This is a genomic window from Myxococcales bacterium (genome assembly GCA_016717005.1).
Classification (GTDB): Bacteria; Myxococcota_A; Polyangia; order Haliangiales; family Haliangiaceae; genus UBA2376.
On the sequence record JADJUF010000037.1, the window covers coordinates 630,520 to 644,704 of the forward strand.

Consider the following 14,185-nt stretch of genomic DNA (forward strand, 5'->3'; position numbering starts at 1 on the left):
CCCGTCGACGCCGCCAAGTGCTCGCCACGACTTGGGTTCGGGCCGACCGCGGTCGCCGACCTGCGGATTGTGCAGGGGCGCACGTGCGGTATCGGCATCCGCTACCAGGTGAACGCCATCGTCGACGTCACCAGGAGCGCGGTGTTGCGGCCGATCGTCGACGGCTCCGACGGCGCCGCGGCGCACGTCGGGCCGCGGCAGATCACCATCGGATCCGACGCCCGGGTCGGCGTCGACGTGAGCTGCCAGCCGAGCTGCCAGCCGACCCGGGACGGGAACCCCAGCGGCTTCTCGAACCGGTGGTCGAGGTTGATCCCGAACCCGACCACGCCGATCGTCGCGGCGCTGTCGACCGGGATCGCGCGCGCGGGGTCGTGGGCGCCGGGCCGGCTCCACTGGTGCCACTGGCGGGCGCCGCCGATCTCGCCGTAGAGCGCCAGCATCGAGTTGGCGCCGAGCACGTGCGAGCCGAGGCGGACCAGATCGACCCGGGCCATCGCGCCGAGCCGCTGCACGCTGCCGTAGTGCAGGTTCGACGGCCCCGGCTCGGTCAGGCTCAGGTAGAGGAAGTCGCCCTCGAAGGTGAAGCGGCCGATCCGCGGGCCGAACGCCAGCGCGGCGCCGAGCGCGGTGTACGACTTGCCGTCGTGGACGAGGTGGCCGACCGCGCTGCCGAGACGCAGGTTCGCGCCGGTCGTGTCGTGGGGTCCGTAGGGATCGTCGACCCACCTCGGGTCACGCTCGCGCGGTGCGTCAGGTGGTGCGTCCGCGACAGCGCGGGTGGTGCCTGTGAATGTCAGCAACAGGGCGAATGTGATCCCAGCGCCGACTCGATCGAGTCGACGCGCAGACTTGGCAGTGCGCATCGTGCGGGCCTCCTCCGGCTGAGGTGAGGTGATGCACGCCACGCGCCGACGCGACGCCTTGCGCGGCGCGGGCGCGCTGATAGGCTGCGCGGGTGAAGCGGACCTCTCAGCGGCTGATCGCCGCCTCGTGTGTCGCGGCGCTGGTGTCGGGCTGCGCGGTGACGCGGCAGCAGCGCAAGGTGGCGGTCATCAGCGGGGCGGTGTTCACCGGCGTCACCGCCGGGTACGCCTTCAGTCGCTTCCTGGCCCACTGCGATCCTTCGATCAACGGCTCGTCGGATCAGTGCGAGGCCGACCGCATCGACGATCGCAACTTCTGGGGCGGCGTGTCGCTGCTCGGGTTGATCGCGACGATCGGCCTCCAGCTCCTGCCGGTGACCGACCCCGAGCGGCCGGAGCCGACCGCGATCGCGGTCAAGCCGCCGCCGGCGCCGCCGGCCAGCGCCAACGCCTTGCACTCGCCGATGGCCGTGCAGCTCGCCGATCGCGCGCGCACGCTCGCCGCCGCCGGCAAGTGCGTCGAGGCGTTCGGCAGCCTCAAGGCCCTGGCGACCGTCGACCGGCCGCTGGCCGATCAGCTGCGCGCGTGGGATCCGACGGTGTCGCGGTGTCGGACGGTCCGCGAGGCCTGGGGCTCCGACACGGCGATCGTCGCGCCGGTGCCGACGTCGACGGCCCCGACGGCGCCGGCCGGGCCCGGCGCGCTACCGCCCGAGTGACGCGTCGAGCGCCGCGCGCATGATCGCGGTCGGCGCCGGGTGGCCGGTCCAGATCGCGAACGCGCGCGTGGCCTGGTGCAGCAGCATCGCGCGGCCGTCGACGGTGGCCAGGCCGCGCGCCGCGGCCGCGCGCAGCAGCGCGGTCGGGCGGTGGTAGACCAAGGTCGCGACGGTCGCGTCGGCCGCGGCCGCGGCCAGCGGCACGCTCGCGGCTAGCGCGGCGTCGGCGGCGGGGTCGAGGCCGGCCGAGGTGCAGTCGACGACGATCCCGGCGCGCGGCAGCAGCGCCGCCAGCTCGGCCCACGGCCGGGCCGCGGTCCACGCGACCTCGGCCGGGCGCCGCGCGACGACGATCGTCGCCACGCCCGCGGCCGCGAGCCCCGCGACCACCGCGCGGGCCGCGCCGCCGGCGCCGAGCACCAGCGCCGGGCGCGCGTCGAGCGGGACCGCGGCGGCGCGGAGGCCGTCGACGAAGCCGCCGGCGTCGGTGTTGTGACCGACGACCTCGCCGTCGACGAACGCCAGGCAGTTGACCGCGCCGATCGCCACGGCCAGCGGGGTCTGCTCGTCGCACAGCGCCGCCACCGCGGCCTTGTGCGGCACCGTCACGCTGGCGCCGAGCGCGTCGACCGCGGCTAGCCCGCGGACCGCGTCGGCGAGGCGCTCGGGCCGCACCGGCAGCGGCACCATGACCGCGTCGAGGCCGACCGCGGCGAACGCCGCGTCGTGCATGGCCGGGCTGCGCGAGTGCTCGATCGGCCAGCCCAGCACCGCGGCCAGGCGCCGGGTCACGGCGCGACCACGACCGGCGCGGGCCCGCGCTCGGCCTCGCGCAGCGCCGCGGCGGCCGCGCGCATCAGGGTCGCGAGCGACAGCGCCGCGCCGCCGAGCACGCCGGCCACGCCGGCCACCGCCGCCGCGCGCTCCTTGCCCCGCTGCACCACCGCGATCGCGGCGACCACCCGGCGCGCCACCAGCGCGGCGCCGATCGCGTCGGTGTACGGCAAGAGGATCAGCACGCGATCGCCGCCGATCTCGACCGGCAGATCGATGTCGCGCACCGCCGCCGACAGCGCCGCCGCCGCCTGCGCGCGCAGCTCGGCCGCGGCGGTCGGATCGGCGTGGGCCGGCGGCGGCAGCCGGACCATGCACACCGACAGCGCGTAGCCGTAGCGGCGCGCGCGCTTGAGCTCGAGCTCGAGCGCCCGCTGGAAGAACTCCATCGGCTGCAGGCCGGTCGACGGATCGACCTGGGCCATGCGATCGAGGCGCTCGCGCAGGCGCAGCTCGTTGCCGCGCGCCGCCACGCCCCGGCGCCGCTCGTCGGCGAGCTTGGCGGCCGCGAACAGCACCGGGCCCAGCCGCTCGAGGTCGTGGGGCCGCACCGCCACCAGATCGGCGCCGGCGCCGTGGGCGCGCTCGGCCGCGGCCTGGCCGACCCCGGCCACCGCGGCGATCAGCACCGGCCGGCGCGGCTCGAGGGCCCGGGCCGCGTCGAGGATCGCCGTGCCCGCGGGCAGGCCGACGACGACCACGTCGGGCATCGCGTCGCTGGCCAGGCGCCGGTTGATCTCGCCGATCGCCGCCAGGCCGACCGCGGCGTACGCGACCGCGAAGCCCTGCGCGATCACCGCCGCGCGCACCTGCGCGACCGCCTCGGTCGAGGCCTCGTGGATCGCCACGCGCGCGCTCGGCATCGGCGCCAGCGGCGCGACCTCGATGACCTGATCCTCCTCGATCGCCGCGGTGCCGGCCCGCGACGGCGCGCGCCGCACCCGACCGGGCTGACTCGGCGCACGCCGCGAGCGTTCGGGCATCGGCGGTGACCCTACCAGATCTGCCCGCGGTTCACTCGACGTCGGTGATGCGGCCGCGCGCGCGCCCGCGGGCGAAGCGCAGCTCGATCGGATCGCCCGGCGCCAGCGCGGCGGCGTCGGTGACCACGTGGCCGTCGCGGGTGGCCAGGGCGTAGCCGCGCTCGAGGACGCGCAGCGGCGACAGCGCGTCGAGGCGCGCGACCAGCTGCCCGAACGCCGAGCGCCGCCGCTCGAGGCCGCGCGCCAGGGCCGCGTCGAGCCGGGCCCGGGCGGCGTCGAGGTTGCGCCGGCCCAGCGCCAGCCGGGGCCGCGGGCTCGGCAGCCGCCGCTCGAGCGCCGTCAGCGCCGCCCGGCGCGCCGCCACCTGCGCGCGGGGGTGGGCCGCGAGCAGCCGCACCTCGAGCCGGCGCAGCGCCGTGCCGTGGGCCCCGAGCCGGGCGGTCAGCGCGCCGCGGGCGCCGCCGATCCGATCGTCGAGCTCCTGCCGGGCCGCGCGCAGGTACAGCCCCAGCTCGCGCCGCAGCCGCCGCTGCTCGAGCACCAGCGCCGCGCGCAGCTCGTGCTGGACCGGGGCCACCAGCTCGCCGGCCGCGGTCGGCGTCGACGCGCGCCGGTCGGCCGCCAGGTCGCACAGCGTGATGTCGACCTCGTGCCCGACCGCGCTGACGACCGGCACCCGGCACGCCGCGACCGCGCGCACGACCCGCTCGTCGTTGAACGCCGCGAGGTCGCTGGTCGCGCCGCCGCCGCGCCCGACGATCACCACGTCGACCGCGGCCGCGTCGATCATCCGCAGCGCGGCCACGATCTGCGCCGGCGCGCTCGCGCCCTGGACCACGCAGTCGGCGACGACGATCTGCGCCGGCGGGAACCGGCGCTGGATCGTGCGCACGATGTCGCGCAGCGCCGCGCCCGACTTCGACGTGACCACCCCGATCCGCCGCGGCACCGTCGGCAGCGCCCGCTTGCGGCTGTCGGCGAACAGGCCCTCGGCCGCGAGCTTGCGCTTGAGCTCCTCGAGCGCCGCCGCCTCGGCCCCGGCCCCGGCCGGCTCAGCGTAGTCGACGTAGAGCTGCAGGCGGCCGTCGCGATCGAACACGCCCAGCTTGCCGCGCACGCGCACGACCATGCCGGCCTCGAACGCGAACCGCAGCCGCTGGGCCGTCGTGCGCCACATCACCGCCGGCATCTGCGACGTGCGGTCCTTGAGCGCGAAGTAGACGTGGCCGCTCGACGGGCGCTTGAGTTCGCCGACCTCGCCCTCGACCCACAAGAGGCCATAGCGCTCGACCGCGGCGTTGGCCCAGCGGACCACGTCGACCACCCGCAGCGGGCGCTCGCGGCTGGCCGGCTTGGGCCCGTCGGGCGCGCCGCTCTGACCCGTGGACACGCCCCACGGTAGCCAACCGGCGCCCGGCGGCGCAACCGCCGGGCCGGTTCGTTGCAACCCGGCTCCCTGGCGTGGTGTCGGAGTAGCGGATACCATGCACGCCCTGGCCATGCCCGACGACGTGACCCGCGAGCCCGGCGCCCCCATCGGGCCCGACGAGATCGACCCCGACCTCATCCGCCTGGGCCGCGGCGTCCCCCAGATCGGCCTGGTGTCCGCGGCCGGCGTCATCATCCTGTGCGTCGCGCTGTTCGTGCGCCTGCGCCACGACTTCGCCTACGCCCGCGAGCGCGGCACGCCGCGCGCCGTCACCGTCGCCAGCATCGTCGACGGCAAGGTCCCCGCCAACTCGTACGTCACGCTCGAGGCCACGCCCGACCGCGTCGGCGCCATCCGCCTGCGCGCGTCCAAGGGCAACTCGGGCTCGCGCCTCGCCGCCGCGCGCGGCGCCGGCGATCGCCTGTGGCTGGCGCTGCCCGGCGACAGCTTCGATCACCCGTACCAGCACGACGATCAGGTCAGCGGCCGCCTGCGCAAGCTCGACGACGTCCGCTACGCCGGACCGCTGGCCCAGGCGCTGCGCACGTTCCCGACGCCGCGGTTCATCACCGGCGCCGAGCTGCGCCGCGCCAAGGCCGCCAACGCGACCCAGGTGACGCTGCTCGACGGCGCCACGCTGGCGGTGACCGGCACCGACGAGATCGACCTGGCGATCGCGGACCCCGGCACCGCCGTGGTCGTGGCCGCGCTCAGCCCGGGCTACGCGATCCCCGACTGGGACGCGGCGCTGACCGCCGCCGGGCTGATCACCGCCGGCCAGGCGCCGATCAGCGCCACCCCCGATCTGGTGCGCTGGCGGGTCCAGCGTCCCGACGCGGTCGCCTCGGTCCAGGCCGCGCTCGACGGCGCGCAGCTCTGGGGCGCGCGCGCCGAGGTGTCGACGATCAACGTCCGCGGGCCCTGGGCGACGTTCGCCGCCAGCGAGGCCGGCGTGACCGGCCCCGGCGGCGAGCTGGTGCCGTGGTCGGCGATCGACGTGGCCGGCGTGTGGGCGCCGCGCACGATCCCCGCCGGCGCGTGGATCATCCTCGCCGACGAGCGCCCCGGCGATTACTGGTACCTGCAGCCGATCTATGGCGGGCTGGCGCTGATCGGGCTGCTCGCGCTGTGGGCGCTTGTGCGCGCGGTGCGCCGCGAGTTCTTCGATCGCTCGGCTGTCGCGCGTTGACCGTCGCGCCCGACCGCCGCTACATTTCGGCCATGCGGGGCCCTGGCATCGGAGCGCTGGCGCTAGCGCTCGTCGCGGGCTGCGCGTTCGATCCGAGCGCGCGCGGGACCAGCGGCGACGACGACGCGCCCACCGGCCCCGACGCCCGCGCCGAGCTCGACGCCCCCGACCCGCTCTCGATCGACGCACCAGGGCCCTGCCCCGACGACGACGGCGACACCGTCTGCAACATCGGCGATCGGTGCCCGGGGCAGGACGATCGCCAGGACCGCGACGCCGACGGCACGCCCGACGCGTGCGACGCCTGGGACTGCGGGCCGACGGCGCCGTCGATCAACCTGCCGACCTCGACCGGCGGCGACCTCAACGCCACCATGGAGGCGTGGTCGTTCGGGTTCGACGGCAACGTCATCGAGGTCAGCCCCGGCGCCCAGCTCCTGTTCGGCGACTCGGTCGCGATGCGCGACAGCAACGACGCCTGCACCGGGTGCAACGATCAGATCGAGGTCGGCTGGGCCGCCGGCGCCCGGTTCCAGTGCTTCGACTTCGGCAACCCGACCCAGAGCCAGACCCAGCGCCAGACCCGGGTGGCCCAGCAGATCACGATGCCGACGACGCCCGGTCGCCACGACGTCGTCCTGCAGGTGGCCCAGGCCGGCAACTGCACCGGCAACGGCGGCGAGCGGGTCAACGGCTGGTACCGGACCGTGCCGACCGCCCCGATCGTCGCGGCGGTGTGCGTGCGGTAGCGCACGCGGCGCGGTCCCTCCGACGCGCCGTGTTACAACCGCCGGACTTTGGCCACGCCGGTTCGACTCTACGACTCCCTCCGCCTGCAGAAGGTCGCCTTCACCCCGATCGAGCCCGATCGTGTCGGCATGTACCTGTGCGGGCCGACCCCGTACGCGCCGGCCCACATCGGCCACGCCTACTCGGCGATCTGCTTCGATCTGATCCGCCGCGGGTTCATCTTCCTCGGGTACCAGGTGCGGTTCGTCCGCAACATCACCGACGTCGAGGACAAGATCTTCACCGCCTCGGCCGCGGCCGGCGACGACTGGCTGGCGTGGGCCAACCGCTTCGCCGACCTCTACAACGCCGACATGCGCATGTTCGGCGTGCTGCCGCCCGACGTCGAGCCGCGGGTGTCGACGCACATCGACGAGATCGTCGCGATCACCGCGCGCCTGGTCGAGCGCGGCAAGGCCTACGTCGTCGACGGCGACGTCTACTTCGAGGTCGCGACGTTCCCGTCCTACGGGCGGCTCAGCGGCCAGTCCCTCGACGATCTCCAGGCCGGCAGCCGGGTCGCCGTCGACGAGCGCAAGCGCAGCCCGTTCGACTTCGCGCTGTGGAAGGCCGCCAAGCCCGGCGAGCCGTCGTGGCCGTCGCCCTGGGGCGCGGGCCGCCCCGGCTGGCACATCGAGTGCTCGGCGATGAGCGCGAGCCACCTGGGCCCGACCTTCGACATCCACGCCGGCGGCAAGGATCTGGTGTTCCCGCACCACGAGAACGAGATCGCGCAGTCGCAGGGCGCGCACGGCGACGACACCTTCGCCCACCACTGGATGCACAACGGCTTCCTCAACTTCGACGGCACGAAGATGTCGAAGTCGCTCGGCAACGTGCTCGGCTGCACCGAGATCGCGGCCGCGGTCGGCCCCGAGGCGCTGCGCTTCTACTTCGTCTCGCACCACTACCGCTCGCCGATCGACTTCGAGATCGAGGGCAAGCGCGACGCCGACAACAAGATCATCGAGCCGCGCTTCCCCGCGCTCGAGGCCGCCGACCGTCGCCTCGACTACTTCTACAACACGCTGCGCCGGATCGACGACTTCGTCGCCGCCGGCGGCGACGGCGGCGACGGCGCGGTCATCCCCGAGGCCGAGCGCCTGGCGGCCGAGGCCCGCGAGGCCCTGGCCGACGACTTCAACGCGCCGATCGTGGTCGCGGCGCTGGGCGAGGCGGCCCGGGTCGCCAACCGCCTGCTCGACGTCGCCAAGGGCGTCGACAAGGCCGTGCGGCGGCGGTCGCTGGCGCGGCTCGGGCGCGACCTGCGCGCGGTCGGCTGGGCGCTGGGCGTGCTCGCCGACGATCCGGTCCGCTACGCCCACGGGCGCCGCGCGCGCCTGGTCCGCGCCCGCGGCCTCGACGCCGCCGCGGTCGAGGCGCTCCTGACCGCCCGCACCGAGGCCCGCGCGGCCAAGGACTTCACCCGGGCCGACGCGGTCCGCGGCGAGCTGATCGCGCTCGGGGTCGAGATCCTCGACACGCCCGCGGGCAGCGACTGGCGCGTGAGCGAGTCGGCGATCGAGACCGGGCCGACCGAGGGACAGAGCTCGTAGCGGTTCGCGCGGGCGCAGAGCTCCGCGACGGGCGGCTCGGTCGCGGAGGCGCGGGGCTCGGAGGCTCGCGGCCCGCTGGAACTGCTCAGCGCTCGTACGTTGCTCGGTCGAGCACGGGTCCACGCGCCCGGAGTCGCGCGTCGTGGAGGTCGTGGAGGGGCGGCTCGTCGCCGCTTGCCCCGACGAGGGGCCTGACGACAGGCCTCCCTGGAACTCAGCCCGGCGCTGGCTCGGCCAGCAGGCGATCGAGCTCGCCGCGGCGGTCGAGCGCGGCGATGTCGTCGTAGCCGCCGACCGGGCGATCGTTGATGAACACCTGCGGCACGGTGTTCTGGCCGGTGGCCTCGACCAGCCACGCGCGGGTGGCGTTGTCGCCGGTGCAGTCGCGCTCCTCGTAGGCGACGCCCTTCTTGTCGAGGAGCTTGGTCGCCCGCCAGCAGAACGGGCACATCGCCCGGGTATAGATGACCACGGTCGCCATCAGTCGTCGGCCGCGTCCTCGGACAGGTACGCCAGGATGACCTCGTCGAGGCTGCGCTCCGAGATGAGATCGCCGCCGAAGCCCTCGGCCTCGCGCGCGCGGCGGACCTTGGCCGGCGCCGAGGTGGGCGCGCCCTTGCCGCCGACGATCACCGCGGGCCGCGACACCACGACGCCGCCGCTGGGGGGACGACCGCGGGCGGCCGGGCCCGAGCCGGGCGGGTTCGAGGAGCGCGGGATCGCGCTGGCGGTCGGGGTCGGGGGCCGGGGCGGAGACGGCCGCGGCGTCGGCGCGCGCGGGACCGATGGCACCGCCCGCGACGGGGTCGGCACGCGCGATCCGGTCGGCGTCGCGCGCGCCGCGGCCGACGGCAGGGCCCGCGGCAGCGGCGGCGGCGTGGCCGGCGGACGCGCCGGGGGACGCACGGGCGGCGCCGAGGACGGACGCGGGATCGGCGGCCGCGCGACCTCGACCATGCCGGTCTTGCGCCCGAGGTGGTACGAGCCGGCCCGCTCGGGGCTGGCGCCGGGCGGGGTCGGCGCCGACGGCGGCGCAGGTGAGTGGACCTCGGCGACCTCGGGGACCTCGGCGAGCCCGGCGGCGGTCAGCTCCTCGTCGGTGACCTGGATCGCCCGCATCGCCGCCGACACGTCGTTGCGCGCGCTCGCCGCGCCGCCGGCGTCGAGGTCCGCCGCGGCGGCGAGCTGCGGGCTGACCTGCTCGGTGGGCGCCCGCGCGACCTCGGCCGAGGTGAACGCGACCCGGACCGGCGGCGGCGTCGACGCCCCGGGCCGCGGCTCGACCACGATCGGCGGGCGGGGGGCAGGCGGCGCGGCGGCGGCCTCGAGCGTGGGCGCCCGCGGCGACGGGATGTCGGGCAGGATCTGCATCGGGATCGTGGCGTCGATACCCGCGGCATTGGGGATCCCGTCGAGCTCGAGCCCGGTGGCGGTCGACGCGCGCCCCGCCGGGATGAGCTCGATCACCGGCCCGCTCAGCTCGTCCGAGGCTGGGAGCAGCTCGATCGACGGCGATGACGGGTCGTCGAGGTCGAGCGCCGGCAGCGGCACGTCGTCGTACGGCGAGTGGGTAGCGCCGAGCGGGTCCATCAGCTCGATCGGCGGTCCGTCGACCGAGCCGTCGGCGGCGCCGAGCGGGTCGATCAGCTCGATCGGCGGTCCGTCGATCGAGCCGCCGGCGGCGCCGAGCGGGTCCATCAGCTCGATCGAGGGTCCGTCGAGCGAGCCGTCGGCGGTGCTCCCATCCTCGACCAGCGGCGCCTCGGCCACGACCTCGACGGGCGCCGAGGCGTCCTGCTCGCGCGGGACAAGCCCTGGAGTTCCAGCAAGATAGGAGTCGATCTTCTCGTCGAACGTCCCCTTGCGAAGATCCTTCATGACGGCCTTGTGCTGGGCCTGCATGAGGGACTTGACCGCGTCGTCGTTGGAGCCCGGGTCGTAGACCAGCTTGCGCGTCGAGATGATCACGCCCCCGTGGAACAGGTGCGTGAAGACGTGCGGGTTGACGATCCCCGAGTCCTCGGTCTGGATATGAAACACGATGCCGCGGAAGCGGACATTGTGGTTGTAGCCAAGGATGGGCGAGCGCTTGGCAGCCACGAGGAGTTCTCGAACCTACCACGCACCGGTGAGCGGCGGATCACTCGTGGGCGCGCGATCGAGCCGGCGTGGGTAGCCCTCGGGGCCCGCCGCCGCCACACGCCCAGGGCGGCAGCGCCCTCGGGCCCCGCCGCCACCACACGCCCAGGGCGGCAGCGCCCTCGGGCCCCGCCGCCACCACACGCCCAGGGCGGCAGCGCCCTCGGGCCCCGCGACGCTCGCGCCGCCGCGGCGGACGGGCCGCCACGATTTCGGCATCCTATCGAAGGGGTTGTCTTTTCCAGGTGCGGTTGGTACTTAGGGGCGGGGCGTCGTGCCCTGTCTGTTCACCCGGCTCCCCCTGGGGGCCTCTGCAAGAGAGTACGTCCGTGTCGACTCCGGAAGCTCGATTCGTCGAGCTGTTCAAGACCTGGCTGGTTTCCCTCCCCCACGACCTCAAGATCGCGTACGAGGCGATGGACGACGAGAACCTGCCGAGGTCGTCCCGCGAGATCGCGGTGGGCGCGATCATGTACGTCGTCTCGCCCAACGACTTCGTGGCGGACCGCAACGAGGTGGTGGCGAGCTTCTCCGACGACGCCGTGCTGCTGCGCCTGGCGCTGCAGGTGGTGGTCAGCGGCGGCGGCGAAGACGGTGAGGCCTTCCGCGACCGCTTCACCGAGCTGTTCGATGGGCTCGACGACGACCTCAAGGTCTGTCGCGAGCACATGGGCGACCTGATGGGCTGGCTCGAGGGCAAGGTCGAGGGGCTGCGCAACCAGAGCTACAAGGGCAAGAAGGTCCCGGTCTACCTGGACAACGACGACGCCCGCGAGGAGCTGTTCGAGGACGGCCTCGGGTTCCGGACCGACTACCCGGTCGACGAGAAGGTCATCGACGACAAGCTCAAGAAGGCCTCGACCGTCGTCGAGGTGATGCTCCGCCGCCGCGCCGAAGAAGTGCGCGCGGCCGGCATCGCGGTCTGAAGTTTCTCTGCACCCGGTGCGTGGTGCGGAGGTCCGGACGTTCCTACGGACGGGGGCCGAGACCCGTCGCGCGCCTGCCGCGTGGTGGGGGGGGGGGGGGGGGGGGGGGGGGGGGGGGGGGGGGGGGGGGGGGGGGGGGGGGGGGGGGGGGGGGGGGGGGGGGGGGGGGGGGGGGGGGGGGGGGGGGGGGGGGGGGGGGGGGGGGGGGGGGGGGGGGGGGGGGGGGGGGGGGGGGGGGGGGGGGGGGGGGGGGGGGGGGGGGGGGGGGGGGGGGGGGGGGGGCCTTCTTGCGCTGGCGGAGCGAGCGGTTGCGTGGGCCGCGCGATGGTCGCGCGGGCAGGCGCGACCTGGCGCCGAACATCCGGCTTTTTTTTTGGGTGCGGACGGTCGCGCGCGTGCGCGCGGGCTCTGGCGCGACTTGGGGCGCCGAACATGGCGGGCCGGTTTTTTTTTTTTTTTTTTTTTTTTTTTTTTTTTTTTTTTTTTCGGCCGTCGCCGAGGCCGGGCACGATGTAGCCCTTCTCGTTGAGGCGCTCGTCGATCGACGCGGTGAAGATCGGCACGTCGGGGTGGTGGGTGTGCAGGGTGCGGATGCCCTCGGGGCAGGTCAGCAGGCACACGAACTTGATCGAGCGTGGCTTCGCGGCCTTCAGGCGCTCGACCGCGGCCACCGCGCTGTTGCCCGTGGCGAGCATCGGATCGACGACGATGCAGTCGCGGTCCTGCATCTCGCTCGGGACCTTGAAGTAGTACTCGACCGCGCCGAGGGTCTTGGGATCCCGGTACAGGCCGATGTGGCCGACCCGCGCGCTCGGCAAGATCTCGAGCATGCCGTCGAGGATGCCGGTGCCCGCCCGCAGGATCGACACCAGCACGATCTTCTTGCCGTCGAGCTTGGGCGCCAGCATCGGCGCGATCGGGGTCTCGATCTCGACCATCGACAGCGGCAGATCGCGACAGACCTCGTAGCCGAGCAGCACGCTGATCTCGCGCAAGAGCGTGCGGAAGGTCTTGGTGCTGGTGTCCTTGACGCGCATGAGCGTCAGCTTGTGCTGCACCAGCGGATGTCCGATGACGGTGACCTGGCCTGCCATACCCGGGACGTTACCGCATCTCGCGCGCGCCGAGCCGCGTGGTCCCGGCGTATGGTCGACGGGTGAAGCACCTGCGCCGGCTCCCGCTCCTGGTCCTCGCGGCCGCCTGCGGCCCCGCCGCGCACGCGCCGCCGCCCCCGAGCGCGCCGCTGGCGCTCGAGCCGACCGAGCCGACCGAGCCGACCGAGCCCGCCGAGCCCGACGAGCCCGACGAGCCCGACGAGCCCGAGCCGCGGCCGCCGACCCAGCCGCCGGTGCCGACCGAGCCCGCCACCGCGGCGATCGCCGACGGCGCGATCGTGCTGTCGCAGCCGATCCTGTTCCTGGCCGGCGGCGCCGAGCTCGCCGACGCCAGCGCCTCGCCGCTGACCGCGCTGGCCGAGCTCCTCGCCGCCAAGCCCGACCTCACGCTGGTCCGGATCGAGGGCCACACCGACGCGATGGGCATGGGCGAGGCCAACCAGCGCCTGTCCGAGGCCCGGGCCCTGGCGACCGCCCGCGCGCTGGTGGCCCGCGGCGTCGCCTGCGCGCGGCTGCTCCCGGTCGGGTTCGGCGAGAACAAGCCGGTCGCCGACAACCGCACGGCCGAAGGCCGCGCCGCCAACCGCCGCATGGTGATCGCCCCAGCCGCCCTGCGCGGTCGCGCGATCGGCGGCATGCCCGTCGACGGCGGCGGCCAGGTCGCCGGCGATCCCTGCCAGTGATCACGCGCCGGCGCGGGCGGCGCCGGTGACGAACAGGTAGTGGTGCCCGGTCACGAACACCTCGCGTTCGTGCTGCTGCAGGTACTTGCGATAGAACGCGACGTCCTTGATCACCAGGCCCAGCTCGGGCTGACGGAAGTTGCGCATGCGCGCGCCGTGGCAGAGCTCGCCGTCGCGGTAGCGGCAGTTGGGCACGCCGACGATGACCGCGCCGGTCGGCGTCAGGCACGCCTGGACGACGTGGCGCAGGAGCGCGCGATCGTCGACGCCCGGGCTCTGGAGCGTGCCGATCGCCAGGACCAGATCGAAGCGCCCGAGGGCGTGGGCCGGCAGGTCGGCGAGGTCGAGCTCGAGCGCGGTCAGGTCGACGTCGAGGTCGGCGAGGCGCGCGCGCGCGATCGCCAGCGCGCTGGCGCTGTGATCGACGCCGACCACCGCCGGCGCGAGCTCCGGCCGCAGGCGCGCGATCAGCGCGATCGCGTCCCCGGTGTTGATGCCCAGCTCGAGGATCCGCGGCCGCGGCGGCAGGCGCGCCCGGGCCAGCGCCTCGGCGAGGTCGAGCACGAAGCCCGGCTCCTCGGCCTTGCGGATGCGCGCGAACGTCGAGGCCGCGCCGTACCGCTCGGCCACCGGCGCCGCTGGTGCGTCGGGCGCCGCGGGCGCCAGCGGCTCGAAGCCGATCGCCACCCGGCCGCCGCCGAGCGCCACCGGCGTCCGCAGCCGCAGGCCCAGGCGATCGGCCAGCTCGACCCAGACCCGCAGCGGACGGTGGCGCGCCCCGTCGACGTCCTCGCCGGCGTAGCGGCCACGGCCGCGATCGGGATCGAGCACCTGCAGCCAGATCTCGTCGGCGCCGGCCGCGCGCGCGCGCTCGACGTGCTCGATGATCTCGACCAGCGGCGCCGCCGCGAGGTCGGGAGCGTCGGCCGGGCCGCTCATCCGCCGACGCTACGCCGT

General features: G+C 75.0%; 14 protein-coding genes and 1 pseudogene. 7 read left to right on the forward strand and 8 right to left on the reverse strand.

The annotated features are described in order from the left end of the window. Positions 1–101: 101 nt before the first annotated feature. The gene (locus tag IPL61_26325; protein ID MBK9034740.1) at positions 102–803 is read right to left on the reverse strand and encodes a hypothetical protein; all 702 of its coding nucleotides are present in this window, start codon (positions 801–803) and stop codon (positions 102–104) included. Positions 804–958: 155 nt separating this feature from the next. Here IPL61_26325 and IPL61_26330 point away from each other — a divergent pair, with 155 nt between their 5' ends. Next, the gene (locus IPL61_26330) at positions 959–1,585 is read left to right on the forward strand and encodes a hypothetical protein (GenBank protein MBK9034741.1); all 627 of its coding nucleotides are present in this window, start codon (positions 959–961) and stop codon (positions 1,583–1,585) included. On the opposite strand, the gene IPL61_26335 is transcribed toward IPL61_26330, so the two are convergent. The 3 genes from IPL61_26335 to xseA are packed head-to-tail and all read right to left on the reverse strand — an operon-like array spanning position 1,571 to position 4,792. Next, positions 1,571–2,377, reverse strand: a complete 807-nt coding sequence (locus IPL61_26335; protein ID MBK9034742.1) for a shikimate dehydrogenase — start codon at positions 2,375–2,377, stop codon at positions 1,571–1,573. The genes IPL61_26330 and IPL61_26335 overlap by 15 nt on opposite strands. After that, complete coding sequence (locus IPL61_26340; protein MBK9034743.1) at positions 2,374–3,402, reverse strand: hypothetical protein; 1,029 nt, start codon at positions 3,400–3,402, stop codon at positions 2,374–2,376. The genes IPL61_26335 and IPL61_26340 overlap by 4 nt, the downstream gene beginning before the upstream one ends. 31 nt (positions 3,403–3,433) lie before the next feature. Next, on the reverse strand, positions 3,434–4,792 hold the full coding sequence (gene xseA / locus IPL61_26345) for an exodeoxyribonuclease VII large subunit (GenBank protein MBK9034744.1): 1,359 nt from the start codon (positions 4,790–4,792) through the stop codon (positions 3,434–3,436). Positions 4,793–4,886: 94 nt separating this feature from the next. On the opposite strand from xseA, the gene IPL61_26350 reads away from it, so the two are divergent. From IPL61_26350 to IPL61_26360, 3 genes are read left to right on the forward strand one after another with little or no spacing between them, the layout of a single operon-like run. Continuing rightward, entirely contained in the window at positions 4,887–6,020 is a 1,134-nt protein-coding gene (locus IPL61_26350) for a hypothetical protein (protein MBK9034745.1), read from the forward strand. Positions 6,021–6,052: 32 nt separating this feature from the next. After that, positions 6,053–6,769 (forward strand): hypothetical protein, encoded by a 717-nt coding sequence (locus IPL61_26355; GenBank protein ID MBK9034746.1) that lies wholly within the window; start codon positions 6,053–6,055, stop codon positions 6,767–6,769. 48 nt (positions 6,770–6,817) lie between these two features. Continuing rightward, entirely contained in the window at positions 6,818–8,365 is a 1,548-nt protein-coding gene (locus tag IPL61_26360; GenBank protein MBK9034747.1) for a cysteine--tRNA ligase, read from the forward strand. Between the two features lie 214 nt (positions 8,366–8,579). On the opposite strand, the gene grxC is transcribed toward IPL61_26360, so the two are convergent. Both grxC and IPL61_26370 read right to left on the reverse strand, forming a co-directional pair. Beyond that, positions 8,580–8,846 carry a glutaredoxin 3 gene (gene grxC / locus IPL61_26365; GenBank protein MBK9034748.1) on the reverse strand — a complete coding sequence of 89 codons (267 nt, stop codon included), beginning with the start codon at positions 8,844–8,846 and terminating at the stop codon, positions 8,580–8,582. Then, positions 8,846–10,465, reverse strand: coding sequence for a hypothetical protein (locus IPL61_26370; GenBank protein MBK9034749.1), 1,620 nt, complete (start codon positions 10,463–10,465; stop codon positions 8,846–8,848). Before IPL61_26370 ends, grxC begins: the two co-directional genes overlap by 1 nt. Positions 10,466–10,833: 368 nt before the next feature. Here IPL61_26370 and IPL61_26375 point away from each other — a divergent pair, with 368 nt between their 5' ends. Both IPL61_26375 and IPL61_26380 read left to right on the forward strand, forming a co-directional pair. After that, a complete protein-coding gene (locus IPL61_26375; protein ID MBK9034750.1) occupies positions 10,834–11,430 on the forward strand; it encodes a hypothetical protein in 597 nt (198 codons plus the stop codon). Between the two features lie 324 nt (positions 11,431–11,754). After that, on the forward strand, positions 11,755–11,946 hold the full coding sequence (locus tag IPL61_26380; GenBank protein MBK9034751.1) for a hypothetical protein: 192 nt from the start codon (positions 11,755–11,757) through the stop codon (positions 11,944–11,946). Here the strand turns inward: IPL61_26380 and upp are convergent. After that, a pseudogene (gene upp, locus IPL61_26385) lies at positions 11,922–12,524 on the reverse strand (uracil phosphoribosyltransferase). The gene IPL61_26380 and the pseudogene upp sit on opposite strands and share 25 nt — an antisense overlap. Positions 12,525–12,586: 62 nt before the next feature. Here upp and IPL61_26390 point away from each other — a divergent pair. Then, positions 12,587–13,228, forward strand: a complete 642-nt coding sequence (locus IPL61_26390) for an OmpA family protein (protein ID MBK9034752.1) — start codon at positions 12,587–12,589, stop codon at positions 13,226–13,228. On the opposite strand, the gene IPL61_26395 is transcribed toward IPL61_26390, so the two are convergent. Beyond that, a complete protein-coding gene (locus tag IPL61_26395) occupies positions 13,229–14,167 on the reverse strand; it encodes a class I SAM-dependent methyltransferase (protein ID MBK9034753.1) in 939 nt (312 codons plus the stop codon). Positions 14,168–14,185: the final 18 nt, after the last annotated feature.

Excerpts from the sequence above, each read along its gene's own strand:
- IPL61_26340 (MBK9034743.1), bottom strand. The coding sequence starts at position 3,402 with ATGCCCGAACGCTCGCGGCGTGCGCCGAGTCAGCCCGGTCGGGTGCGG.
- IPL61_26350 (MBK9034745.1), top strand. The coding sequence starts at position 4,887 with ATGCACGCCCTGGCCATGCCCGACGACGTGACCCGCGAGCCCGGCGCC.
- IPL61_26355 (MBK9034746.1), top strand. The coding sequence starts at position 6,053 with ATGCGGGGCCCTGGCATCGGAGCGCTGGCGCTAGCGCTCGTCGCGGGC.
- grxC (MBK9034748.1), bottom strand. The coding sequence starts at position 8,846 with ATGGCGACCGTGGTCATCTATACCCGGGCGATGTGCCCGTTCTGCTGG.
- IPL61_26380 (MBK9034751.1), top strand. The coding sequence starts at position 11,755 with ATGGTCGCGCGGGCAGGCGCGACCTGGCGCCGAACATCCGGCTTTTTT.
- IPL61_26395 (MBK9034753.1), bottom strand. The coding sequence starts at position 14,167 with ATGAGCGGCCCGGCCGACGCTCCCGACCTCGCGGCGGCGCCGCTGGTC.